Source organism: Janthinobacterium sp. 61 (assembly GCF_002846335.1).
Taxonomy (GTDB): Bacteria; Pseudomonadota; Gammaproteobacteria; order Burkholderiales; family Burkholderiaceae_D; genus Janthinobacterium.
Genome location: NZ_PJMQ01000001.1, coordinates 5,153,958 through 5,176,488 on the forward strand (window position 1 = coordinate 5,153,958; position 22,531 = coordinate 5,176,488).

20 protein-coding genes are annotated in these 22,531 nt (G+C 60.3%); 12 read left to right on the forward strand and 8 right to left on the reverse strand.

All coding sequences use genetic code 11. From position 1 onward, the window contains the following. Positions 1-359: 359 nt before the first annotated feature. Entirely contained in the window at positions 360-3,026 is a 2,667-nt protein-coding gene (locus CLU92_RS23400; RefSeq protein WP_101483805.1) for a DNA topoisomerase III, read from the forward strand. An 80-nt stretch (positions 3,027-3,106) separates the two neighbouring features. Here the strand turns inward: CLU92_RS23400 and CLU92_RS23405 are convergent, their stop codons facing one another. The 3 genes from CLU92_RS23405 to CLU92_RS23415 form a co-directional block, all read right to left on the reverse strand. Continuing rightward, positions 3,107-3,832 carry a hypothetical protein gene (locus CLU92_RS23405; protein WP_101483806.1) on the reverse strand — a complete coding sequence of 242 codons (726 nt, stop codon included), beginning with the start codon at positions 3,830-3,832 and terminating at the stop codon, positions 3,107-3,109. 73 nt (positions 3,833-3,905) lie between these two features. Further along, entirely contained in the window at positions 3,906-5,330 is a 1,425-nt protein-coding gene (locus CLU92_RS23410; RefSeq protein ID WP_243857859.1) for an alkaline phosphatase, read from the reverse strand. A 29-nt stretch (positions 5,331-5,359) separates the two neighbouring features. After that, positions 5,360-6,811: an alkaline phosphatase gene (locus CLU92_RS23415; RefSeq protein WP_180338577.1), complete on the reverse strand. Its 1,452-nt coding sequence runs from the start codon at positions 6,809-6,811 to the stop codon at positions 5,360-5,362. A gap of 304 nt (positions 6,812-7,115) precedes the next feature. Between CLU92_RS23415 and CLU92_RS23420 the strand changes: the two genes are divergently transcribed. From CLU92_RS23420 to CLU92_RS23435, 4 genes are all read left to right on the forward strand, one after another. Next, positions 7,116-7,985: an MBL fold metallo-hydrolase gene (locus tag CLU92_RS23420; RefSeq protein WP_166674643.1), complete on the forward strand. Its 870-nt coding sequence runs from the start codon at positions 7,116-7,118 to the stop codon at positions 7,983-7,985. Positions 7,986-8,005: 20 nt separating this feature from the next. Then, positions 8,006-8,662 (forward strand): DsbA family protein, encoded by a 657-nt coding sequence (locus CLU92_RS23425; protein ID WP_101483808.1) that lies wholly within the window; start codon positions 8,006-8,008, stop codon positions 8,660-8,662. A 93-nt stretch (positions 8,663-8,755) separates the two neighbouring features. Then, the gene (locus CLU92_RS23430; RefSeq protein ID WP_101483809.1) at positions 8,756-10,219 is read left to right on the forward strand and encodes a catalase; all 1,464 of its coding nucleotides are present in this window, start codon (positions 8,756-8,758) and stop codon (positions 10,217-10,219) included. Positions 10,220-10,391: 172 nt separating this feature from the next. Continuing rightward, positions 10,392-10,775, forward strand: a complete 384-nt coding sequence (locus CLU92_RS23435; RefSeq protein ID WP_101483810.1) for a hypothetical protein — start codon at positions 10,392-10,394, stop codon at positions 10,773-10,775. A gap of 49 nt (positions 10,776-10,824) precedes the next feature. Here the strand turns inward: CLU92_RS23435 and CLU92_RS23440 are convergent, their stop codons facing one another. The 4 genes from CLU92_RS23440 to CLU92_RS23455 form a co-directional block, all read right to left on the reverse strand. Further along, positions 10,825-14,403 carry a M1 family aminopeptidase gene (locus CLU92_RS23440; RefSeq protein WP_101483811.1) on the reverse strand — a complete coding sequence of 1,193 codons (3,579 nt, stop codon included), beginning with the start codon at positions 14,401-14,403 and terminating at the stop codon, positions 10,825-10,827. Positions 14,404-14,413: 10 nt separating this feature from the next. After that, complete coding sequence (locus tag CLU92_RS23445; RefSeq protein ID WP_101483812.1) at positions 14,414-15,307, reverse strand: ABC transporter ATP-binding protein; 894 nt, start codon at positions 15,305-15,307, stop codon at positions 14,414-14,416. Between the two features lie 191 nt (positions 15,308-15,498). Next, positions 15,499-16,695 carry an ABC transporter permease gene (locus tag CLU92_RS23450; RefSeq protein ID WP_101483813.1) on the reverse strand — a complete coding sequence of 399 codons (1,197 nt, stop codon included), beginning with the start codon at positions 16,693-16,695 and terminating at the stop codon, positions 15,499-15,501. A gap of 3 nt (positions 16,696-16,698) precedes the next feature. Continuing rightward, a complete protein-coding gene (locus CLU92_RS23455; protein ID WP_101483814.1) occupies positions 16,699-17,478 on the reverse strand; it encodes an ATP-binding cassette domain-containing protein in 780 nt (259 codons plus the stop codon). Between the two features lie 148 nt (positions 17,479-17,626). Between CLU92_RS23455 and CLU92_RS23460 the strand changes: the two genes are divergently transcribed. Together CLU92_RS23460 and coq7 are read left to right on the forward strand one after the other, a co-directional pair. Beyond that, positions 17,627-18,058: a hypothetical protein gene (locus CLU92_RS23460; protein WP_101483815.1), complete on the forward strand. Its 432-nt coding sequence runs from the start codon at positions 17,627-17,629 to the stop codon at positions 18,056-18,058. 85 nt (positions 18,059-18,143) lie between these two features. Beyond that, on the forward strand, positions 18,144-18,788 hold the full coding sequence (gene coq7, locus CLU92_RS23465; RefSeq protein WP_101483816.1) for a 2-polyprenyl-3-methyl-6-methoxy-1,4-benzoquinone monooxygenase: 645 nt from the start codon (positions 18,144-18,146) through the stop codon (positions 18,786-18,788). Between the two features lie 75 nt (positions 18,789-18,863). Here the strand turns inward: coq7 and CLU92_RS23470 are convergent, their stop codons facing one another. Then, complete coding sequence (locus CLU92_RS23470; protein WP_101483817.1) at positions 18,864-19,286, reverse strand: OsmC family protein; 423 nt, start codon at positions 19,284-19,286, stop codon at positions 18,864-18,866. Between the two features lie 225 nt (positions 19,287-19,511). On the opposite strand from CLU92_RS23470, the gene rplM reads away from it, so the two are divergent. From rplM to erpA, 5 genes are all read left to right on the forward strand, one after another. Continuing rightward, positions 19,512-19,940, forward strand: coding sequence for a 50S ribosomal protein L13 (gene rplM, locus CLU92_RS23475; protein WP_010393282.1), 429 nt, complete (start codon positions 19,512-19,514; stop codon positions 19,938-19,940). A 9-nt stretch (positions 19,941-19,949) separates the two neighbouring features. Then, positions 19,950-20,342, forward strand: coding sequence for a 30S ribosomal protein S9 (gene rpsI / locus CLU92_RS23480; protein ID WP_010393285.1), 393 nt, complete (start codon positions 19,950-19,952; stop codon positions 20,340-20,342). 168 nt (positions 20,343-20,510) lie between these two features. Next, on the forward strand, positions 20,511-21,548 hold the full coding sequence (gene argC / locus CLU92_RS23485) for an N-acetyl-gamma-glutamyl-phosphate reductase (RefSeq protein WP_101483818.1): 1,038 nt from the start codon (positions 20,511-20,513) through the stop codon (positions 21,546-21,548). A 91-nt stretch (positions 21,549-21,639) separates the two neighbouring features. Further along, entirely contained in the window at positions 21,640-22,029 is a 390-nt protein-coding gene (locus CLU92_RS23490; protein ID WP_101484855.1) for a polymer-forming cytoskeletal protein, read from the forward strand. 98 nt (positions 22,030-22,127) lie between these two features. Then, positions 22,128-22,490: an iron-sulfur cluster insertion protein ErpA gene (gene erpA / locus CLU92_RS23495; protein WP_029496047.1), complete on the forward strand. Its 363-nt coding sequence runs from the start codon at positions 22,128-22,130 to the stop codon at positions 22,488-22,490. Positions 22,491-22,531: the final 41 nt, after the last annotated feature.

Here is a 22,531-nt window from a genome sequence, read left to right on the forward strand (position 1 = left end):
GGCGGCGTTACAGCGTCTTGCCGTACTAGCGTACTGTCTGCGACGCTGCGCCTTGCCCTGAACATTTTTATGCTGTCTTGCTGGCTGCCACGCAGCCGTTGGCTCGACCCTGGCGTCGCTGCCGCGCCATCCCCTCCAAGATGCACTGCACCGGCGCGCACGCCAGACCATTGTGTTTGCGCCTGCGCATTCTTGCTTGCAGATAACTTGCCGAATTCTTCAATAGGCGCTTATCATTGGCCGCTTGACAAGACCACAAGTCACAAGGCCTTGCGCAGACAAAAGCGTCGGCGCCTGGCAATGCACTGTATGATGCGCATGCTGAAACTATCCTAGAGCATTTTTCGAGACCAAAAAATATGACAAAAACCCTCATCATCGCCGAGAAGCCTTCTGTCGCGAACGATATCGCGAAGACGCTTGGCGGCTTCACCAAGCACGATGAGTACTTTGAATCGGATGAATACGTCCTGTCGTCGGCGGTTGGCCACTTGCTGGAGATCGCCGTACCGGAAGAATTCGACGTGAAGCGCGGCAAATGGAGTTTCGCGCACTTGCCGATGATTCCACCGTATTTCGCGCTGAACCCGATCGCCAAGACGGAAGCGCGCCTCAAAGTATTAAACAAGCTGATCAAACGTAAAGACGTCACTACCCTCATCAACGCATGCGATGCGGGGCGCGAAGGCGAGCTGATTTTCCGCCTGATCGCGCAAAACGCCAAGGCCAAGCAACCGGTCAAGCGCCTGTGGCTGCAGTCGATGACGCCGGGCGCTATCCGCGACGGTTTCTCGCATCTGCGCAGCGACGAAGAAATGCTGCCGTTGGCGGACGCGGCCCGCTGCCGCTCGGAAGCCGATTGGTTGATCGGTATCAATGGCACGCGCGCCATGACGGCGTTTAATTCGAAAGAAGGCGGCTTCTACCTGACCACCGTGGGCCGCGTGCAGACGCCAACCTTGTCCATCGTGGTCGAACGCGAAGACAAGATCAAGAAATTCGTGCCGCGCGACTTCTGGGAAGTGCGCGCCGAATTCGTTTGCGCAGCCGGCATCTATGAAGGCCGCTGGCTCGACACCAAGTTCAAGAAGGACGAGAACGACCCCGAGAAGCGTGCCGAGCGCCTGTGGAGCAAGACGGCTGCCGATTCGATCGCCACCGCCTGCCGTGGCCGCCAAGGCATCGTCACGGAAGAGTCGAAACCGACCACCTCGATGGCGCCGGGCCTGTTCGACCTGACCAGCTTGCAGCGCGAAGCAAACTCGCGTTTTGGCTTCTCGGCCAAGAACACCCTGGGCCTGGCCCAGGCGCTGTATGAAAAGCACAAGGTATTGACCTATCCGCGTACCGATTCGCGCCACCTGCCGGAAGACTACATGCCGACCGTGCTGCAGGCGCTGGAAACGGTCAAGGAAAACAGCAACTACCACCAGTTCGCCAAGCAGATCATCGACAAGGGCTGGGTCAAGCCGAACAAGCGCATCTTCGACAATACCAAGATCTCGGATCACTTCGCGATCATCCCGACGACGATCGCGCCGAAGAATTTGTCCGAGCCGGAACAAAAATTGTATGACCTGGTCACGCGCCGCTTCATGGCCGTGTTCTTCCCGCCTGCAGAATTCCAGGTCACCACGCGCTACACGGAAGTGTCCGGCCATCAGTTCAAGACTGAAGGCAAGGTCATGACCAATCCGGGCTGGCTGGCCATCTACGGAAAGGAAGCATCGACGGACGCGGACAAGGAAAGCAATGGCAACGGCAACCTGGTGCCCGTGGCCAAGGGCGAGAAAGTGCAGACGGAAAGCGTCAGCGCCAACGGCCTGGTAACGAAACCGCCAGCGCGCTTCACGGAGGCGACCTTGCTGTCGGCCATGGAAGGCGCCGGCAAGCTGATCGACGACGACGAGCTGCGCGATGCGATGGCCGGCAAGGGTCTTGGAACCCCGGCAACGCGCGCAGCCACCATCGAGGGCTTGCTGACAGAACGCTATCTGATACGCGAAGGCCGCGAACTGATTCCGACGGCCAAGGCTTCGCAGTTGATGACTTTGCTCAAAGGCCTGGGCGTCAATGAATTGACGGCACCGGAACTGACGGGCGAGTGGGAATACAAGCTGTCGCAGATGGAAAAAGGCAAGATTTCGCGCGAAGAATTCATGCGTGAAATTGCGCAGATGACGCAAATCATCGTCAAGCGCGCCAAGGAATACGACAACGATACTATCCCCGGCGACTATGCCACCCTGGAAACGCCTTGCCCGAATTGCAGTGGCGTGGTGAAGGAAAACTACCGTCGTTTCGCCTGCACCAAGTGCGAATTTTCGATGAGCAAGACACCGGGTTCGCGCCAGTTTGAAATCGCCGAAGTGGAACAATTGCTGAAGGACCGCACCATCGGCCCGCTGCAAGGCTTCCGCTCGAAGATGGGCCGTCCGTTCGCCGCCATCCTGCGCATCGTGCGCGATGAAGAGATCAAGAATTTCAAGCTGGAATTCGATTTCGGCCAAAACGACGAGAGTGAAGATGGCGAAGGCGTCGATTTCACGGGCCAGACGCCCGTGGGACCTTGCCCCAAGTGCAATGCCGGCGTGTATGAAATGGGCCTGGCCTATGTGTGCGAACACAGCATGGCCAAGCCGAAGACGTGCGATTTCCGTAGCGGCCGCATCATCTTGCAGCAGGAAATCTTGCCGGAACAAATGGCAAAACTGCTCAACGATGGCAAGACGGACTTGCTGCCAGGCTTTGTTTCGCAGCGTACCCGTCGCCCGTTCAAGGCTTTCCTCGTACGGGGCAAGGATGGCAAGGTGAGCTTCGAGTTTGAAGAGCGCAAGGCCAAGCCGGGCGCCAAGTCCAAAGCGGCAGCGACCGAGGTCGAAGGCGAAGAAGGCGCGGCGCCAGCGAAGAAAACGGCCGTCAAGAAAGCGGCAGCCGTCAAAAAAGCGCCAGCCAAGAAAGCCACGGCCGTGAAAAAGCCGGCCGCCAAGAAGGCGCCGGCAAAGAAAGCGGCAGCGGCGGAGTAATCCGGCGCCGGCCAAACAAAAGCCAGGGATTTTCCCTGGCTTTTTTTACGTCCCGATGCTGCCTGTTGCTAGCCTGGCGCTTAGTCCAGGTAGTCGGAATACTCGCGCTGCGCGTAATGCTGCAGATTGGCCCACGGCTGCGCCTTGCTGACGGTTGGCTGCAACTTGACGTCGACTCTGCGATAGAAGGTATTCGCGCGGTCGCCGCTTTCGATGACCAGGGGAATCTGTTTTTGCTCGTCCCACAGGATGCGCTGGAACACGCCATTCTTTTCCACTTCGCGCCAGCGCGCGCCCGTCACAGTCGACGCCTGTTTCGACAGCGGCATGGCGGTCACCAGTTTCGGGTCCAGCAGATAGAAACTGTTTTCCCAGGAACCGTCGAAATTGACGTTTTCGTACTCGGCTTTCGGGATGGAGACGACGATCTTGTCATGCGCATCGATGTATTCCACGCGCACGGTGTTCTTTTCCAGCATCACGTGGCGTGGTATCAGCACGGGATTGAAATGCTTGTGTTCATGCTGGGTGGCCTTCAGCGCCACTTTGGTGTTTTCTCCATGCTTGTGGCCGGCATGCGCGTCCGTCGATGGCGCCAGCACGCGCTCGACCCACACGTGGCCGGGGCGGCGCAGCATCTTTTCTTCGTAGCGGCTCTCGCGCGTCACGCCTTCGGGCGTCAGGACGCGGCTGTAATAAGTGATGCCGAGGTCCAGGTCGACAGGGGCGGAAGGCGTGGCAGGAGCTGCCTGGGCGCTGGCGGCAAAGCCGGCGGCAAGGAGGACGGCGATCAGGGACGATTTCATGGTGTTGCCTTTACGTGCAGAGGGGCGGAGGGCAGTGCCATCCGCCCCGGTGGGGTTACCGTGTTGATGCGGATCAGAAGCCGAAAGCCGCCTTCAGCAAGTCGAACACCTTGGTGTTGTCCAGGGTGCCCTTGAAGGTCTTGGCGCCGGCGCCCGTGGCCAGCAGCTTGACGTCGCCGCCGCCGTGGGTTTCGCTGGCCAGGCGCACGCCTGTTTCTTGCAGGTAGTTGTCTTTCAGGGCCGTGGCGCTGTCGACGTTGCTGCGCAGGGCAGGGCGGTTCGGGCCGTTGCCGAACACCAGGGTGGTGTAGGTATTGCCGTCCGCATCCTTGCTCGGCTGGTTATCCTTGTAGCCGCGGTTGATGTCGAGGATAGGGTTGCCGCGCTTGCCGTAGCCGTTGAAGGCCAGCGTGTGGTCATGGTCGGCCGTGACGACGATCAGGGTATTGGCCAGGGTCGGATCGGTTTCCTTGATCTTCGCGATGGCCGCCTTGATGGCGTCGTCGAAGGCGATGGTGTCGGTCAGCGCGCGCTTGGCGTTGATGCCGTGCAAGGCGTGGTCGATACGGCCGCCTTCGACCATCAGGAAGTAGCCGTTCGCGTTTTTCGACAGCAAGTCGATGGCTTTCAGCGTCATTTCCGACAGGCTAGGCTGGGTCGCGCCTTCGCCCAGTGGCGGCGTGGCGGTGCGGTCCAGTTCATATTCCAGGTGGCTGCGCGTGCTGTACAGACCGATGAACTTCTTGCCGCTCGGCGCTGCCGCCATTTCCGCTTTCGTCGCGGCCACGGTGTAGCCCTTGGCGGCAAATTCCGTCAACAGGTTGCGGCCATCGGCGCGGCCATACTTGTTGCTTGCCGACCATGGGGTGAAGTGGTTGCGTCCGCCACCCATCAGCACGTCCACGCCGTCGCCCAGGGCGGCGTTGTAGCCTGCGCCGCCTGGCGCCGTTTGCGCGGCGATCGCGTATTGGGCATTGCGGTTGCAGATGTGCGAGAAAGTCGTCGCTGGCGTGGCGTGCGTCAGTTCCGTGGTGGTGATGGCGCCCACGGCCTTGCCCTTGGCTTTTGCCAGTTCCAGGATGGTCGGCACGGTCTTGCCGCCGGCCGGGCAGTTGTCCACGCCCAGGTTGCCGTTGGCGTCGCGGCCGGGTTCCTTGGCGATGGTGTCCTGCGCCATCGAGATGACTTCATTGTTCATCTTGACGCCGGTCATGTAGGCGGCCATCGATGGCGCGCTGTCCGTCGTTTGCGCATCGTTCGAGAACGTTTTGATGCGCGCCGTGCGCTCCAGCGTGTCCATGGTCAGGCTGCCTTCTTCCTTGTACTGGTAGATGCGCGCCGCCGTCACGACGGACGGGCCCATGCCGTCGCCCAGGAAGAAGATGACGTTTTTGGCGTCGGCGGCGTAGGCGCTGGTAACGCTGGCGGCCACGAGCGTGGTCAGCAAGGAGAGTTTCAGGGCCGATTTCAGTGCGGCGGGTTTCGATGCAAGTTTCATGTGCTTGTCCAATTCTTGTCTCTTGGGGATTACAGACCGCCGGCGGTCTTGACCAGGCCGAATACTTTGGTGTTGTCGATGGTGCCAAGGAAGGTTTCCGAACCCTTGCCGATGGCGCCCAGGAAGACGTCGGTGCCGCCGTGGGTTTCATTGCCTGCCGTGGTGCGGATTACCGCTTCCTGGTGGTAGGTGTTGGCGCTGGTGACGGTTTCATCGAGGCTGGCCATGGCGGCGCGGCTCGATTGCGTGCGGTTTTCGCCATTGCCGAAGCCGATGATCGAATACGGTGCGCCGTCCAGGTCTTTCTCGACCGCGCCGGTCACGTAGTTCTTCACCACGCCCAGCACGCCAGCGTTGCCGGCAGCCGTCTTGCCCGTGCGCTTGGCGTAGCCGTTCAGCACCAGCGTGTGATCATGGTCGGCCGTGACGACGATCAGGGTATTGGTCAGGGTCGGATCTGTCACCTTGGCTTTTTCGATGGCGGCCTTGATGGCGTTGTCGAAGGCGACGGTATCTTGCAGCGCTTTCTTGGCCGTGGTTTCGTGCAGCGCATGGTCGATGCGGCCGCCTTCGACCATCAGGAAATAACCCTTCTTGTTCTTGGCCAATACATCCATGGCCTTGGTGGTCATTTCCGCCAGGCTAGGCTCCTTGGCTGCATCGCGGTCCAGGTCGTAGCTCATGTGGCTGGAAGTGAACACGCCGAACAGGCGGTCCGTCTTGGCAGCATCGACAGCCTTGAAGTCGGTGGCGTTGTTGGCCACGGTGTAGCTCTTCGCTTTCAGCTCGGCCACCAGATCGCGGTCGTCGGAACGCTTGCCGCCATTCTTGAATGGCGTAAAGAATTGCGCGCCGCCACCGAGGACTACTTCCAGGCCGGTGGCGCCCAAGGCGCTGTTGTAGCCCGTGCCGCCTGGCACGAGGGCCGCAGCGATATCGTTTTCCAGGTCGCGGTGGCAGATGTGCGAATAGGTCGCGGCCGGCGTGGCGTGCGTCACGCGCGCCGTGCTGACGACGCCGGCGGCAAAGCCCTTGGCCTTGGCCAGTTCCAGCAGGGTGGTGGCGGGCGTGCCGTTACCGGTACCGCATTTGTTGACCAGCTTGTTGCCGTTCGCATCCGTGCCCGGATCGATGGCAACCGTGTTGGCCGACATGGAAATGACTTCGTTGTTCATCTTCACGCCCGTCATGTAGGCAGCCATCGATGGCGCGCTGTCGGTGACTTGCGCGTCGTTCGAGAAGGTCTTGACGAAGGCCGTTTCCGGCAGGGTGTCCATGGTCAGCGCACCGTCTTCGCCCACCGAATAGATGCGCGCGGCCGTCATGGTGGTCAGGCCCATGCCATCGCCGAGGAAGAAGATGACGTTTTTCGGTGGCGCTTCTGGCGTCACATCTTCTTTTTTGGCGTCGCTGCCGCAGGCGGCCAGCATCAGGGTAATGGCGACGCTGCAGCCAGCGACGGAAATTTTTCTGCGTGTCATGTGGTTCATCCGGCTAGGTTTGAAAGAGCTAGCAAGATAACAATCCAATGTGACACCCTCATGACGTTGTGACACGTTTTGCGACGGCGCTACGCCGACGCCTGTGGCGCGGTTTTTGCGCACGTTATCGCTGGAAAAATACAGCGTATCGCGCAAGCGGTCCTGCCCGCCTTTGCCTGCCATTTCTCTGTTGTATCGTTTATTGCACCGAAATATGCAACAAACTATTGCGTTTTATTGGGTTTTTCTACCGGATTAGGCAACGTAAGATGCAGGCATCCCAATCATCTTGTGAAGGCACATCATGTTCTCCAAATCCATCAGCAGCGTTCTTGTTTCCACCCTGTTTGCCGCCGGCGCCGCCTCGGCCGCCGCCAGCGCCCCCCTGACCCTGGACGTGTTCAATCCGGGCGAAGCGGCCATCTTCCCCGTCGCTTCCGTGCTGGTCGCGGGCAAGCATGATGCCGTGCTGATCGATGCGCAGTTTTCGCGCGCCGAAGCGCAAAAACTGGTGGAGAAGATCCGCGCCAGCGGCAAGAAACTGACGACGGTGTACATCAGCCACAGCGATCCCGATTTTTACTTTGGCCTCGACGTGATCAAGGCTGCGTTCCCGCAGGCAAAAATCGTCGCCACGCCGGAGACGGTGGCGGAAATCCGCCGCAAGGCCGATGCCAAGGTCGCCTACTGGGGCCCGATTTTGAAGGATAACGCGCCGCACAGCATCGTCATTCCCGAAGCGCTGAAAGGCCATCGCATCAGCCTGGAAGGCCAGTCGCTGACCATCTCGGGGCCGACGCCATCGCGTACCTATGTGTGGATTCCATCGATCAAGGCCGTCGTCGGCGGCGTGGTGCTGTTTGGCAATCTGCACGTGTGGACGGCCGATACGCAAAGCCTGCAATCGCGCCAGGACTGGCTCAAGACACTCGATGGCATCGCCGCGCTGAAACCCGTCACCGTCGTGCCGGGCCACTTCAAGGTCGGTTCCAGCTTGACGCCCGACAGCATTGGTTTTACGCGCGACTACCTGGTGACGTTTGAAGCGGAAACGGCCAAGGCCGCCAATTCGGCCGCCCTGATCGAGTCCATGAAACAGCACTACCCGAGCCTGGGCCTCGATGGCGCCTTAGAGACCAGCGCGAAGGTCGCCAAAGGTGAAATGAAATGGTAAGCGGAAACAAGGAGGTCGTCATGCCCACACTGCACTACATTTTCGATCCCCTGTGCGGCTGGTGCTACGGCGCCGCGCCGCTGGTCGAGGCGGCGCAAGCCGTGCCTGGCCTGACGGTGGCCTTTCACGGCGGCGGCATGATGACGGGCAGCAATCGCCGCCAGATTACGCCCGCCTGGCGCGGCTACGTCTTGCCGCATGACCGCCGCATCGAGCAATTGTCTGGCCAGCCATTTGGTGACGCCTACGTCAACGGCTTGCTGAACGACACCACGGCCATGATGGATTCCGAACCGCCGATCACGGCCATCCTGGCGGCCGAATCGCTGGCCGGCAAGGGCCTGGACATGCTGCAGCGCGTGCAGCGCGCCCATTACGTGGACGGCTTGCGCATCGCGGACCTGCCCGTGCTGGTGGCGCTGGCGCAAGAACTGGGCATGGATGGCGCTGCCTTTCAGGCCGAATATGCGCAGCAGGCGGGTACCGCCACGCAGCAGCATATCGATGCCAGCCGCGCCTTTCTGGCGCAGGTGGGCGGGCAGGGCTTTCCCACGTTCGTGCTCGACGATGGCAGCGGCGCACTGTCCGTGATCGATATCGGCGATTACCTGGGCCAGCCGGCGAAGCTGCAGGCGCAGCTGGGCGGCGTGTGCGACGCTCACGGTTGTACATTGTAAATATCTATCGCTTCGATAAAATCAATTATCTTTTCCTTTGTTGTCGACCTCGCTACACTGCTTTCATCAGTCAACAACGAAGGAAAAGCAGCCATGAGCCAACAGCCGCCATTCAGTACCGCCTCGGGCATCCCCGTCGCCGACAATCAGAATTCCATCAGCGCCGGCCCCCGCGGCCCCCTGCTGCTGCAAGATTTCCACCTGATCGAAAAACTCCAGCATTTCAACCGCGAGCGCATTCCCGAGCGCGTGGTGCACGCGAAAGGCTCGGGCGCCTATGGCACCTTTACCGTGACGCATGACATCGCGCGCTACACCAAGGCCAAGCTGTTCAGTGAAGTTGGCAAGCAGACGGCGACTTTCGCCCGCTTTTCCACCGTTGGCGGCGAACGCGGCAGTGCCGATACGGAACGCGACCCGCGCGGCTTTGCCGTGCGCTTCTATACGGAAGAAGGCAACTGGGATTTGGTAGGCAACAACACGCCGATGTTCTTCATCAAGGACCCGATCAAGTTCCCCGATTTCGTCCACACGCAAAAGCGCGATCCGCAAAGCAATCTGAAATCGGCCGAGATGATGTTCGATTTCTGGAGCCATGCGCCGGAAAGCCTGCACCAGGTCACCATGCTGTTCTCGGACCGCGGCACGCCGGACGGCTACCGTCATATGGATGGTTTCGGCAGTCACACGTATAGCCTGATCAATGCCGACGGCCAGCGCGTGTACGTGAAATGGCATTTCAAGACACGCCAGGGCATCAAGAATCTGCCTGCCTCGGAAGCGGGCCGCCTGGCCGGCCTTGATCCCGACTACGCCCAGCGCGACCTGTTCGGCGCCATCGAACGCGGTGATTTCCCGCAGTGGGAAGTCAAGCTGCAGGTGGCAACGCAGGAGCAGCTCGATGCATGGGAGCAGCGCACGGGCTGGAACCCGTTCGACCTGACGAAAGTGTGGCCGCATGCGGACTTCCCGCTGCTGCCGGTGGGTATTTTTGAGCTGAACCGCAACCCGGACAATTACCACGCGGAAGTCGAGCAGGCGGCCTTTTCGCCGGCTAATGCCGTGCCGGGCATGGGCTATTCGCCGGACAAGATGCTGCAAGGCCGGCTGTTCGCCTACCACGACGCCCAGCTTTACCGAGTCGGCACCAACCACCAGCATCTGCCCGTGAATGCGGCCCGCTGCCCCTTCCATAACCAGCAGCGCGACGGCAGCATGGCGATCAACAATGGCGGCGCGGCGCAGAATTACGCGAACGTGGCGGCGGCAGGCACACAGCCGCAAGGCCTGGGCCATGGCGAGGGGGCGCTGGCGCTCGATGGTGGCGCGGCGCGCTACGATGGGCGCGGCGTGGAAGACGATTACACGCAGGCCGGCAATTTGTTCCGTCTGATGTCCGTCCAGGCGAAACAGAACCTGTTCGACAACCTGGCCGGTCCCTTGAGCCAGGTGCGCGCAGAAACCTTGCAGCGTCAGCTGGCTCACTTCGACCAGGCCGACCCGGCCTATGGCACCGGCGTACGGGCAGCCTTGCAGGCGCGTGGCGTGACCCTGTAAGTGTGTCTGTGGCAGACGGACCTACCCTGTTCCGTCTGTTGTTGATATAGCACAAATTGGTGGTTGATATTAAATATTGCCGTATGGACATATTTGTCTTCCATGCGTAGACTTGTCGGTCTGATGATTGCGCCGTCTTCCTGGCGGCATCCTGACTAGAAAGTCTTGCAATATGAATATGGTGAAGCTGTCGGTGCATGGGGATGACCCCACGCTCAAATCCATTCTCGAAGTCTTGCCCACTGATCCGGAACGGCAATGGCGCAAGGGCGAGGCGAAGGGCGCGGGCCGCGTGCATCTCGATTCCGGCTTTGAAGTGCTCATCGCGCAGGCGTCCAAAGCGCAAGTGCTGCCCTCGCGCATACGCACCTACCTGGCCGAATGCCGTTCGCGCGGCGTCACGTTCACCATGCCGCGCATTGTGGCCGAGCTGCAACTGGAGTTGAATGGCGATGACACGGTCGATGCGCCGCTGGACCTGACCCTGGCCGACATGCAGCACCTGACGGAAATGGGCATCAGCCTGAGCCTGGTGACGCGCTGCGCCGCAGTCTGACATCCAATGATACCGAAAATGGCCGCCCTGAACAGGCGGCCATTTTTCGTCACGGTTCTTCGAGCTCGACGGTGACCATATTGTCGTCCGGCTTGCGGTCGATCAGCTTGTTGTCGGGATCGATGCCCGCCTTGCCGGGCCGGCTGCTGACGATGACGGTATAGCTCGCTTCACGGGCCGTCATGCGCAGGCGTTCGCGCAGCAGCGGATAGCCATTCGCATCGTCGACGCCGATCTCGATCCAGTCGTGCAGGGGGGCGTCGTGTTCCTCTCCTTGTTCGCCGGCCGTCAACTTGCTCGCCTGCACCTTGAGGGTGACTGCATACTTGCCATCGCTGCGTTTGATGGCCGTGGCCGACAGGGCGCGGTTGTCAAACAGCACGATTTTCTCGAACAGATCGTCGATCAGGTAAGCCTGCTCGGGCGGCGTGACCTTGCGCAAGCCGTTGATCAGCGCCGTCACGCTCGCATACGGCGGCCCCTTCTGGCCGTAAGTCTTCAGCAGCTCGCGCAGCACGCCGTTGACCTTGTCTTCGCCGATGATGTCCTGCAGCAAATACATGGCCAGGCTGCCCTTGTTGTAATGGATGTAGGTCTGGTTTTCATTCTCGGCCAGCGGCAGTTCCTTCTTGCGTTCTTCGCTGCGCCCCATCAGGTATTGATTCAGGTCATAGCGCAGGAAGCGGCGCATCTTTGCCGGCCCCGTGGTTTTTTTCATGACCATCAGGGCCGAATACTCGGCCAGTGTTTCGCTGAGCACGGTGGCGCCGCGCGTGTTGCCGCCCACCAATTGATGCGCCCACCACTGGTGCGCCACTTCATGCGCCGTGACGTAGAACGGATAGTCGAGGTCTTTCGGATTTTTGTCGTCTACCTTGGCGATGAAGCCCAGGCCTTCCGAGTACGGAATCGTGTTCGGGAACGATTGCGCAAACGTGGCGTAGCGGGGGAATTCGACGATGCGCAGGACCTTGTGCTGGTAGGGACCAAAGTTTTTCGTGTAGTACTCAAGCGCTTCCTTGCTGCCACGCACGAAACGATCGAGGTTGTATTCATGGCCAGGATGGTAATACACGTCGATGGCCACATCCTGCCAGCGCTCATGCCTGACGGCGTAGCGGGCCGACTGGAACGCGTAGAAATTCAGGATCGGCTGGTCCATTGTGTAATGGAAGTAATGGCGGCCCTTGGCGATCCAGTCATTGTCCAGCATGCCCGGCGCAATGGCCGTCTGGCCGTCGACGGTGCTGACGGTGGCGTCAAAGTTGATGCGGTCGGCGTCAATGCTGACGTAATTGTCTGCCAGTCCCCGTGCATCGTCGCGCGGCAAGGCCCGTTCGCGCGCCGGCAAGCCGTGTTTCTTGCGGTCGCGCGGGTCCGTCAATTCCAGCTGCGGCTGGTAGCCGATGTGCGGCAGCACGGCATTCGTGAAGAAGGTGCCGTTTGCCACCACGGGCGTGTCCTGGCCCAGGCCGAAGATGCCGCGCGGCGCATAGGAAATGTCGAAATCGAGGCCCAGGCTGGCGCCCGGCGCCAGCGGCGCGGCCAGGCGGTAGCTGTAAAAGCCCAGCTTGCTGTCATCGAGGCCGGGATGTACGCGCGCATCGAAACGCAGCCGCATGGTGGAAGTGGGGTCTTGCTGCACAAAAATGTGGCTGATCGGCAAGCTGGTCTTGTTTTGCAGCATATAGCGGCCCGTGACGGCCAGGCTGCGCTGCGCCGGATAGATGGCCACGTCGAGTTTCACGTCGGTGATTCTCGGCTGCGGCGTGGCGGCAAACTTGCGGTACTGGCGCTCGGCACTGGCGCGGTCCGCATCGCGGGAAAATTCGGATTTGTAATCGTTGGCCACGTGGAAGACGTAGAACAGCACGCCGCCTGCGCCGACGAAAATCAGGGCGCCGCCGGCAAAGCTGGCCAGCACGCCCTGCGTCAGGCCGTGGCGCGCCAGGCGCAGCCGGATGCGCCAGCTATCGTGCGCGCCGCGAGGCCAGAACAGCAGCGACAGCACCGCCAGCATGACGGCCGCGCCGCTCCAGTACAGCAAGTACCAGCGCTCGCGCAACACATAGTGGCCGGCGCCGTTCATGGCCGAATACACAAAATCCGGTGTGCTGCCGTACAGCAGCAGCGGGTCGCCCAGGCCCAGCGAGGCAAAGCTGATGCTGGCGATGTGGTACAGAATCATGGCGAAATACGCCAGATACTTGTGATTGATCACCACCTGCAAAAAGATGGCCAGCACGGCGATCAGAGCGTAGTAGGGCAAGTGCGACAGGAACAGCGATTCCAGGTACAGGCCGGGATCGAGGCGGTAATAGCCCTTGAAGACCTGGATCGACATGCCGCACAGCATGATGACCAGGCTCAACAGTGCTTGCAGGCCGATCAGGGCGAACAGCTTTGACAGCAGCGGCAGCCAGTTCGGCACGGGCAGGGCGTCGAGCATCAGGTGGATGCTGGTCTCGCGTTCGCGCCACACCAGCTCTCCCGCGTAGAAGGTGGTAATGATCAGCATGAACAGGGCGAACGAGGCGCTGACCATTTCCAGCACTTTTTCCGTCACCGGATAGGTATTCGTGCCGTAGATGGAACCCATGTCGAGCGCGCCGCCATACATGGTCAGCACGCCGGCCAGCACGATGACGACAAAATAAATGTTCTTGATGGTTTCGCGCAGGTTCAGCCAGCTCATCTTGACGAGCAAGGCGGCCAGGTTGCGCTGCGCGAAGTCCGGCGCTTCTTGCGTGGACAGCGAGGCGTTCGACATGCGCAGCGGCACGTCGCCATCGCTGCGGCGCTTGCTGGCGCCCGCGTCCGTCGTGGCGTGGAACTGGAAGCGCCAATAGCCGAGCAGCAAGGCCACCAGGGCGAAGCCGGACCAGATGGCGCGGTTCAGCAAATACACGCCCTCCAAGGTCACCAGGCGCGTGTTGCGCTCCGCGTTCGGCCAGTATTCCGTCAGGCGTATCAGTGCCGTGGTGCCGAAGGGGTCGATCAGGGCGGCCAGGGTCTTGTAGTCGAGGTCGCGCGCCAGCGAGGGCGCCACCAGATAGCCGATCAGCATCACCACCGAGCTGATGTACACAGGCAGCATGCGCCGCGTCAGGGCGGCGATGACGAAGAAGATGGCGCCGAAGATGAACAGGTTGGGCAGCAGGGTAAACACGTAGGGCATCAGGTAGGCCAGCGCGCGCTGCGGCCCCAGGCGCTCCGGGTCGATGCCGGGCAGCCAGGCGCCGAGCCAGGCGCCGATGATGATGCTGGAAAACACCACGGCCAGTACCAGGTAGGCGCCGAGGAAACGGCCAAATACATACTGATATTTTTTGATCGGCGCGCTGAAGAAGAAATGCTGCATGCCGTATTCGAAATCCTGCTGTACCGAGCGGCCCATCATGGCGGCCACCACCACGGCGCCAAAGCAGCCCAGCAGGCTGCACGTGAACGCCAGCGAGCGGGGCGCGTTGATCAGGAACTTGCCGCCAAAACTGATGCTCGCTTCCTTGAAGACGCCGCCGGCGGCAGCCATCCACAGCATGGCCAGGGCCAGGAACATGGCAAAATACACCCAGGTGGACAGCAGCTTGAGCCGCTGTCGCGCTTCAAAGCGGGCGATGGCAAACATGGCAGCCCCCTCAGTCGCACTGCGGGGCGACGCGGTGGCGCCCTGCAATGGTGGCGAAATACAGGTCTTCCAGGTCGCCGATGGCTTCCTCGAAGCCGTCGCCCGGGTCGTCGTCGCTGTAGACGTGGATCAGGGTGCGGCCTGATAGCAATCGCGTGGAAATGACGGCGTGGCGCTGCTGGAAGCTGGCCAGTTCTTTCTTTTCGACAAAGCGTGCCCAGATCTTGCAGCTGACTTCATCGATGAGTTCCTGGGTCTTGCCGCACAGCAGCAAATGGCCCTTGTTGATGATGGCCATGTTGGCGCACAGGTCGGCCACGTCGGACACGATGTGGGTCGACAGGATCACCGTCTTGTCTTCGCCGATGTCGGACAATAAATTGTGGAAGCGCACGCGCTCCTGCGGGTCAAGGCCAGCCGTCGGCTCGTCGACGATGATCAGTTTCGGGTCGCCCAGCAGGGCCTGGGCGATGCCGAAGCGCTGGCGCATGCCGCCGGAAAAGCCGCCCAGGCGCTGGTGGCGCACGTCGAACAGATTGGTTTGCTGCAACAGGCCATCGACGACCTCGCGCCGGCGCGCCTTTTGCGACAGCCCTTTTAACATGGCGAAGTGGTCGAGCAATTCGTAAGCCGTCACTTTCGGGTACAGGCCGAAGTCTTGCGGCAGGTAGCCCAGCATGCGGCGGATCTCGTCCTTGTCGTCGAGCACGTCGTAGTCGCCGAAGAAGATGGAGCCGGAATCGCATTCCTGCAGTGTGGCCAGGGTGCGCATCAGGGTCGACTTGCCGGCGCCATTCGGGCCCAGCAAGCCAAACATCCCGGGCGGTATTGTCAGCGATACGTTATCCAGCGCCACCACGCCATTCGCGTAGGTCTTCGACAATTTGCGAATCTGCAATTCCATACAACTCCTAACTCATGCGTTGCAGCCCGATGGTGCAGGGCTTCTCTATGCTGGCATTGTATTGAATTTAAGACGTACTGGGCAGTTGCATGCGATACACGGCATTTTCGCGTGCCCAGAGTGCGGATGGGCGGGGTGGATGGCGCGCCATATCGGGGACTGTTGTACCCCGCTGGCGCGCCGCGTGACTATCAATTACGGAAGAGGACCGATTCGCGGTTAAACCACCAGCGGCACAGCATCAAGAGGGCGCCTGCGATCACCGTGGTCGAAGCCAGGATCACGCCGAACATGCGGTAATCCATGGTGCCTTTCACCAGTTCCTTCATGGCCAGAGACACGTTCGTCAGCGGCACCATGGCCCAGATCCAGTTCAGCTCCACGCCGGGCAGCATGGCCGCTACCGTGGGCAGGATGACGAACAGCATCAGCGGCGTGATCATGCCGGCCGCCTCCTTGTAGCTTTTTGCGTAGATCGAGATCGACAGCAGCAGCGAGGCGAAGATGGCGGCCGTCGGGACCAGCATCAGGGTCACCATGGCCAGGTCGGGCAAGCCGATGCTGCGCACCATGACGGCCATGTGGCCCTCGAGCGAGCTGCCGAAGATGGCCAGCAGGGCGCCCATGCTGCCGACCATCAGCACGGCGGACGTCATGCCGACGGTAAATAGCACGAGGAACTTGGCCAATACGATGGCGCTGCGCGGCACGGGCGCCAGCAGCAGGGTTTCCAGGGTGCCCCGCTCCTTTTCGCCGGCGCCCAGGTCGATGGCCGGATACATGGCCGCCGTCAGGCACACCATCAGCAGCAGATAGGGCAGCAGGCCGCCGATGACGGCGCCCATCTGCTCGCGCTCGTTGGCGGTCGATTGTTTGTCGAGCACGATGGGGTGCAGGGCGAAGGCCAACTGGGCCGGACTCAGGTTCAGGGCCGACAGCGCCCCTTCGCGCAGACTGGCGTTGTAGGTGTCGACGATTTCGCGCACCCTTTGCTGGGTCACGTCGACCGTGCTGGCGCTGTTGTAATGCAGGGTCACCTTGGCTTGCTGTTGTTGCTGCAGCGCTTCTTCAAAGTGGGGTGGGATGACGACGGCAAACTTGATGGTGTCGTCGCCGATGGCGCGGCGGATGTCCCCCTCGCTGGCCAGCGGCACTTCGCGCAGGTTGTTCTGTTGGGCAAAACGCGCGCTCAGGCCCGGCGAATGGTCCTTGCCGAACAAGCTGTAGCGCATTTCCGCCGTCTTGGCGTTCTTGAACATATTGTTCGAGACGTAGGCGAAGCCGCCAAAGATCAGCGGCATGGCAAAGATGGGGATGAGGATGGTGAAGATCAGCGTCTTGCGGTCGCGCGTGAGCTCCAGCAACTCTTTCAGATAAATGGTCCACATGGCTCAGGCTCCCTGGTTGATGACGCTGACAAAGGCGTCGTACAGATCGGTACTGCCGCCCAGGTGGCGCAGTTCCTTGACTGTGCCATTGAAAGCGGTGGTACCGCGGTTGATGATGCAGACGCGGTCGCACAGCTTTTCCACCTCGTGCAGGTGGTGCGTGGAAAAGATCAGTGGCACGCGCAGCGCCTTGTAACTGGCGATAAAGTCGAGCAGGATCTTGGCCGACATCACATCGAGGCCTGTCGTCGGCTCATCGAGGATCACCACCTGCGGCTCATGCACGACGGTGCGGGCGATCGCGCACTTCTGTTTCATGCCCGTCGACAACTGATCGGCCCGCTTGCCGCCGTATTCCTCCATTTGCAGCAGGGAAAACAGCTCATCGCAGCGGCGTTTCAGCTTGTCGGCCGGCATGCCATGCAAGCGGCCAAAGTACTCGACGTTTTCGCGCGCCGTCAGGCGGCCATACAAGCCCGTCGAACCGGAGAGGAAACCGATGCTCTGGCGCGCCACCAGCGGCTGGCGCAGCACATCGACGCCGTTGACGAGGGCGCTGCCGGCGTCCGCCTGCAGGGCCGTCGACAGCAGGCGCAAGGTGGTGGTCTTGCCAGCGCCGTTCGGACCCAGCAGGCCCAGCACCTCGCCCGGGGCGCAGCTGAAACTGACGTCGCGCACGGCGTGAAACCAGCCATCATGTTCGCGCGGATCGCTGACGTGCACGCCCTTGCCCTTGTGGGGCGGCATGCGGAAACGTTTTGCCAGGTGTTTGACCTCAATCATGTATTTCATCCATTCAAAGGTGAAGAACGAGAGTAGCATGCAAAAAATGTAACTTGCAAGATGGAAATATCGTTTGGTCTATTGAAAAAAACAGCATCTTCATGCAAGCTGGCCCGGTAGGCGCCGGCGGACGGCGCGGGAGAGCGCAATGCAAACGATCGATCAGGCAATGCAGGACAAGGTACTGGCCGTGGCGCGCGCCGGCATGACCAGTGCCGAAGCCATCGGTTTCTTCCGCGTCAGCCTGGGCTTGTACTACCTGGCCGGCCTGATGACGGAAGAAACGCTCGACTTCAAGCAGATCGACGCCAGGTACAACCGCTTTATTTATCACTCGATAGGTGGCGGGCACAGCATCGCCAGCGTGCTGCAATTCATGAGCGGCGAGAAAGTCTTGCGCGTGCTGCAGTCGGAGCGCTTTCTCGCAGCGTTTGCCGCGCACTGCCCGGATATTCCCGTCGACAGCATTTCCTTCCTGGTTTCACTGAACCTTGGCGTGGCGAAAAGCCTGTCCGGCCTGGACGCCGTCGGCCCCGTGGTCGATTGGATCGAGCGGGAAAAAGCGCGCACAAGTCAATAAAGCCCCGTTCACCCTGCGCGCGGCGTGGGTACGGCTGGCCCTGATCGTCCTATAATCCATGTTTTCCCTTACATGAATAGCCACGATGACCGCGAACCGCCATTTTGACCCCCTGGATCGTTTGATTGTTGGCGCCGACAAGGCCCTGCGCGTCATCGCGGGCGTGGCTTCGGCCTCGCGCCCCACGCCGGCCGCGCACGCGCCCGATGCGGAGCTGAGCACGGCCGAGCAGCGCCACAGCGCCGGCTTGATGCGCGTCAATCACGTGGGCGAAGTATGCGCGCAAGCCCTGTACAACTCGCAGGCGCGCTTTGCGCACAGCCCGGCCATCCGCGCCCAGTTCGATGAGGCGGGACGCGAAGAGGAAGACCACCTGGCCTGGACGGCGCAGCGTTTGACGGAGCTGGGCTCGCGTTTGAGTCTGCTCAATCCTCTGTGGTATGCGGGTTCCTTTGCGTTGGGCACCATCGCCGCGCGCATGGGCGACGGCCGCAGCCTGGGTTTTGTGGTGGAAACAGAGCGACAGGTGGAAGCGCACCTGGCCAGCCATTTGCAGGAATTGCCGCCGCAGGACGCCAAGTCGCGCGCCATCGTCAAGCAGATGGCGATGGACGAAGTGGAACACGGCGCCGCCGCCCAGCGCCTGGGCGCCATCGATACCCCGGCGCCCGTGAAGGCGCTGATGGGCATCATGGGTAAAGTGATGACAAAAACGGCTTACTATATTTAGGCGCAGAAAATAGCCGGGGTCAGACCCGTCGGGTCTGACCCCATTTTTCTGCTGCATCCAAGCAAATTGTGCCGATTATTCCTCGATGATTTCGAACGAGTGCGTGATTTCCGCCGTCTTGGCCAGCATGATCGACGCCGAGCAATATTTGTCGTGTGACAACGAAACGGCCCGTTCCACGGCCGCCGGTTTCAGGGCCTTGCCCCGCACGGTGAAATGGAAGTGGATCTTGGTAAATACTTTCGGATCGGTGTCGGCGCGCTCGGCCTTCAGGCTCACTTCGCAGCCACTGACGGCTTCGCGCCCCCGTTTCAGGATCAGCACCACGTCATAGGCGGTGCAGCCGCCCGTGCCCAGCAAGACCATTTCCATGGGGCGTGGCGCCAGGTTGTGGCCGCCGCCATCGGGCGCGCCATCCATGGTCACCATGTGGCCGGAACCGGTTTCTGCCCGAAAACTCATGCCCGACGGGCCATTCCAGCTGACTTTGCATTCCATCGTACTCTCCGAAAATTGTAGGCGTTTTGTATTGTAATAGAGGAATGCCAGTCCATGTGCCGCCCGCCAGCCCGCAGCCGGTCTGCATAGTGGCTTGACGCGGCAAGGCAAAGCCGCTTATACTTGTCGGCTTTCCGTTCGCTCAGGAAAAGTAAATAAGGCAGAGTCCGCATAGCAACATCGGCGGAACCACCATTTGAGCGTGTAATCTATTAGGAAGTCAACATGAAAACATTTTCCGCTAAAGGACATGAAGTCCAGCGCGATTGGTTCGTGGTTGACGCGACGGACAAAGTCCTCGGACGTGTTGCCAGCGAAGTGGCACTCCGACTGCGCGGCAAACACAAACCAGAATTTACTCCTCACGTCGATACCGGCGACTTTATCGTCGTCATCAACGCAGGCAAACTGCGTGTGACCGGTACCAAAGCTACTGAGAAAATTTACTACCGTCACTCTGGCTATCCAGGCGGCATCTACGAAACCAACTTCCAGAAAATGCAACAGCGTTTTCCAGGTCGCGCGCTTGAGAAAGCGGTCAAGGGCATGCTGCCTAAAGGCCCACTCGGCTACGCAATGATCAAGAAGCTGAAAGTGTACGCGGAAGGTTCCCATCCGCACGCTGCTCAGCAACCTAAAGCACTTGTTCTCTAAGGAACTGACATGATCGGTAATTACAATTATGGAACCGGCCGTCGCAAAAGTGCAGTGGCTCGGGTTTTTATCAAAGTTGGCACAGGCTTGATCGTTGTTAACGGCAAACCAGCAAACGAATACTTTTCGCGCGAAACGGGTCTGATGGTCATCCGTCAACCACTGGAACTGACCGGCAATGTCGAGCGTTTCGACATCAAAGTCAACGTCCATGGCGGCGGTGAGTCGGGCCAGGCTGGTGCAGTTCGTCACGGCATCACCCGCGCTCTGATCGACTACGATGCAGCGTTGAAACCGGAACTGGCTAAAGCCGGCTTCGTTACCCGCGATGCACGTGAAGTCGAGCGTAAAAAAGTTGGTCTGCGCAAAGCACGTCGCGCAAAGCAATTCTCGAAGCGTTAATTCTTACGCTACAGCACCTTCGGGTGCTGGTCGAAAAGCCGCTGGACTTTGGTCTCGCGGCTTTTTTGCATTTCAGCGGGATGCGCCGTTGCGCTGTAAAATACGCGGAAAACCCGCTGGGGTAGCATTTCCCCTCATCTTTATGCAATCTATACACAAGGAAAGAACATGATCAAAGTTGGCATCGTCGGCGGCACTGGATACACGGGCGTGGAATTGCTGCGCTTGCTGGCAACCCATCCAGATGTCGAGTTGACGGCGATTACCTCGCGCAAGGAAGATGGCTTGCCCGTTGCTGACATGTATCCTTCCCTGCGTGGCCACGTGAGCCTGGCGTTCACTTCGCCAGACAAAGCCAACCTGGAACAGTGCGACGTGGTTTTCTTTGCCACCCCGCATGGTGTTGCCATGGCGCAAGCGCCAGCCCTGCTGGCCGCCGGTGTGAAAGTCATCGACCTGGCGGCTGATTTCCGCCTGAAAGACCAGGCCAAGTTCGAGCAATGGTACAAGATTGCCCACACTGCGCCCGAGCTGATCGAGCAAGCCGTGTACGGCTTGCCTGAACTGAACCGCGAAGATATTAAAAAAGCCAGCCTGATCGCCAATCCCGGTTGCTACCCGACCACCATGCAGCTGGGCTTTTACCCCTTGCTCAAGGCGGGCCTGGTCAACGCGGGCGGCTTGATCGCCGACTGCAAGTCGGGCGTGTCGGGTGCCGGCCGCAAGGCGGAAATCGGCATCCTGTTCTCGGAAAGCAGCGACAGCTTCAAAGCATACGGCGTGGCCGGCCACCGCCACCTGCCGGAAACGGCGGCGCAATTGCAGCGTTTCACGGATGAGAAAGTGGGGCTGACCTTTACACCGCACCTGGTGCCGATGATACGCGGCATGCATTCGACCCTGTACGCGCAGCTGAACAAGGACGTCAGCAATGAAGCATTGCAAGCCTTGTTCGAAGAGCAATACAAGGATGAGCCTTTCGTCGACGTGATGCCATTCGGCTCGCACCCGGAAACCCGCTCCACGCGCGGCTCGAACATGCTGCGCCTGGCCTTGCACCGTCCGGAAGGCGGCAATACCGTCATCGTGCTGGTGGTGCAAGATAATCTGGTCAAGGGCGCGTCGGGCCAGGCTGTGCAATGCATGAACTTGATGTTTGGCTTGAAAGAGACGGCCGGTTTGCAACATATCGCCGTGATGCCTTAAATATAGGCACTAGCGTTTGCGGAGGTCCGGCGTCTTTTTGCCGGACCTGTGATAAATTGGGCTGCCACGTACACCGGATAGGATGACGTTCATGTTCGAGCGCAACGCGAAAAACCCCATCGATACCCTGATCGGCGCCTCCACGCGGATCGAGGGTGACTTGCTGTTTTGCGGCGGCCTGCGCATCGATGGTCAGGTGCGCGGCAATGTCACGGGCGAGCCGGGCGAGCCCACGTATGTGGTGCTGGGCGAGGCGGGGCGCATCGATGGCGAAGTGCGCTGCTCCAGCCTGGTCGTCAGCGGCGAGATCAACGGCCCCGTGTACGTGTCCGAAATGCTTGAAATCCAGCCGAAAGCCCGCATTGTAGGAGAGGTCTATTACAAGGTGCTGGAAATGCACAGCGGCGCCCTGGTGCAAGGCAGGCTGAGTCGCCACGACAGCGCCGACCCCGTGCTGCACCTGGCCGTGTCGGAAATGTGAGCAAGAACAACACCGTCCAGCCGCCTCAGTGGCTGTCGCAGCGCGAGTTGCGGCAACAGTCTATAATGAGTTAATGTTTTCTAGTAGGAGTGTCCAATATGAATGCCGTCGCTGAAATGCAAGATGTGATCCCTTCACCCATTATCTTTACCGATAGCGCCGCTGAAAAAGTCGCGCAGTTGATCGAAGAAGAAGGTAATCCCGACCTGAAATTGCGCGTTTTCGTGCAGGGTGGCGGCTGTTCCGGCTTCCAGTACGGTTTCACCTTCGACGAAATCGTCAATGAAGATGACACCACCATGGTCAAGAACGGCGTCCAGCTGTTGATCGACTCCATGAGCTACCAGTACCTGGTCGGCGCGGAAATCGATTACAAGGATGACCTGGAGGGTGCGCAGTTCGTGATTAAAAATCCAACGGCTACTTCTACCTGCGGTTGCGGCTCGTCCTTCTCCGTTTAAGTATTAGGCGGAGCAAGCAAGAAAATAGCGGATCGTTGATC

Coding starts and splice junctions, on each gene's coding strand:
- CLU92_RS23490 (WP_101484855.1), top strand. CDS start 21,640: ATGTTCGAGCGCAACGCGAAAAACCCCATCGATACCCTGATCGGCGCC.
- rpsI (WP_010393285.1), top strand. CDS start 19,950: ATGATCGGTAATTACAATTATGGAACCGGCCGTCGCAAAAGTGCAGTG.
- argC (WP_101483818.1), top strand. CDS start 20,511: ATGATCAAAGTTGGCATCGTCGGCGGCACTGGATACACGGGCGTGGAA.
- CLU92_RS23445 (WP_101483812.1), bottom strand. CDS start 15,307: ATGGAATTGCAGATTCGCAAATTGTCGAAGACCTACGCGAATGGCGTG.
- CLU92_RS23470 (WP_101483817.1), bottom strand. CDS start 19,286: ATGGAATGCAAAGTCAGCTGGAATGGCCCGTCGGGCATGAGTTTTCGG.
- rplM (WP_010393282.1), top strand. CDS start 19,512: ATGAAAACATTTTCCGCTAAAGGACATGAAGTCCAGCGCGATTGGTTC.
- CLU92_RS23415 (WP_180338577.1), bottom strand. CDS start 6,811: ATGACACGCAGAAAAATTTCCGTCGCTGGCTGCAGCGTCGCCATTACC.
- CLU92_RS23410 (WP_243857859.1), bottom strand. CDS start 5,330: ATGAAACTTGCATCGAAACCCGCCGCACTGAAATCGGCCCTGAAACTC.
- CLU92_RS23455 (WP_101483814.1), bottom strand. CDS start 17,478: ATGATTGAGGTCAAACACCTGGCAAAACGTTTCCGCATGCCGCCCCAC.
- CLU92_RS23435 (WP_101483810.1), top strand. CDS start 10,392: ATGAATATGGTGAAGCTGTCGGTGCATGGGGATGACCCCACGCTCAAA.
- CLU92_RS23425 (WP_101483808.1), top strand. CDS start 8,006: ATGCCCACACTGCACTACATTTTCGATCCCCTGTGCGGCTGGTGCTAC.
- CLU92_RS23440 (WP_101483811.1), bottom strand. CDS start 14,403: ATGTTTGCCATCGCCCGCTTTGAAGCGCGACAGCGGCTCAAGCTGCTG.
- erpA (WP_029496047.1), top strand. CDS start 22,128: ATGAATGCCGTCGCTGAAATGCAAGATGTGATCCCTTCACCCATTATC.
- CLU92_RS23460 (WP_101483815.1), top strand. CDS start 17,627: ATGCAAACGATCGATCAGGCAATGCAGGACAAGGTACTGGCCGTGGCG.
- coq7 (WP_101483816.1), top strand. CDS start 18,144: ATGACCGCGAACCGCCATTTTGACCCCCTGGATCGTTTGATTGTTGGC.
- CLU92_RS23450 (WP_101483813.1), bottom strand. CDS start 16,695: ATGTGGACCATTTATCTGAAAGAGTTGCTGGAGCTCACGCGCGACCGC.
- CLU92_RS23405 (WP_101483806.1), bottom strand. CDS start 3,832: ATGAAATCGTCCCTGATCGCCGTCCTCCTTGCCGCCGGCTTTGCCGCC.
- CLU92_RS23430 (WP_101483809.1), top strand. CDS start 8,756: ATGAGCCAACAGCCGCCATTCAGTACCGCCTCGGGCATCCCCGTCGCC.
- CLU92_RS23420 (WP_166674643.1), top strand. CDS start 7,116: ATGTTCTCCAAATCCATCAGCAGCGTTCTTGTTTCCACCCTGTTTGCC.
- CLU92_RS23400 (WP_101483805.1), top strand. CDS start 360: ATGACAAAAACCCTCATCATCGCCGAGAAGCCTTCTGTCGCGAACGAT.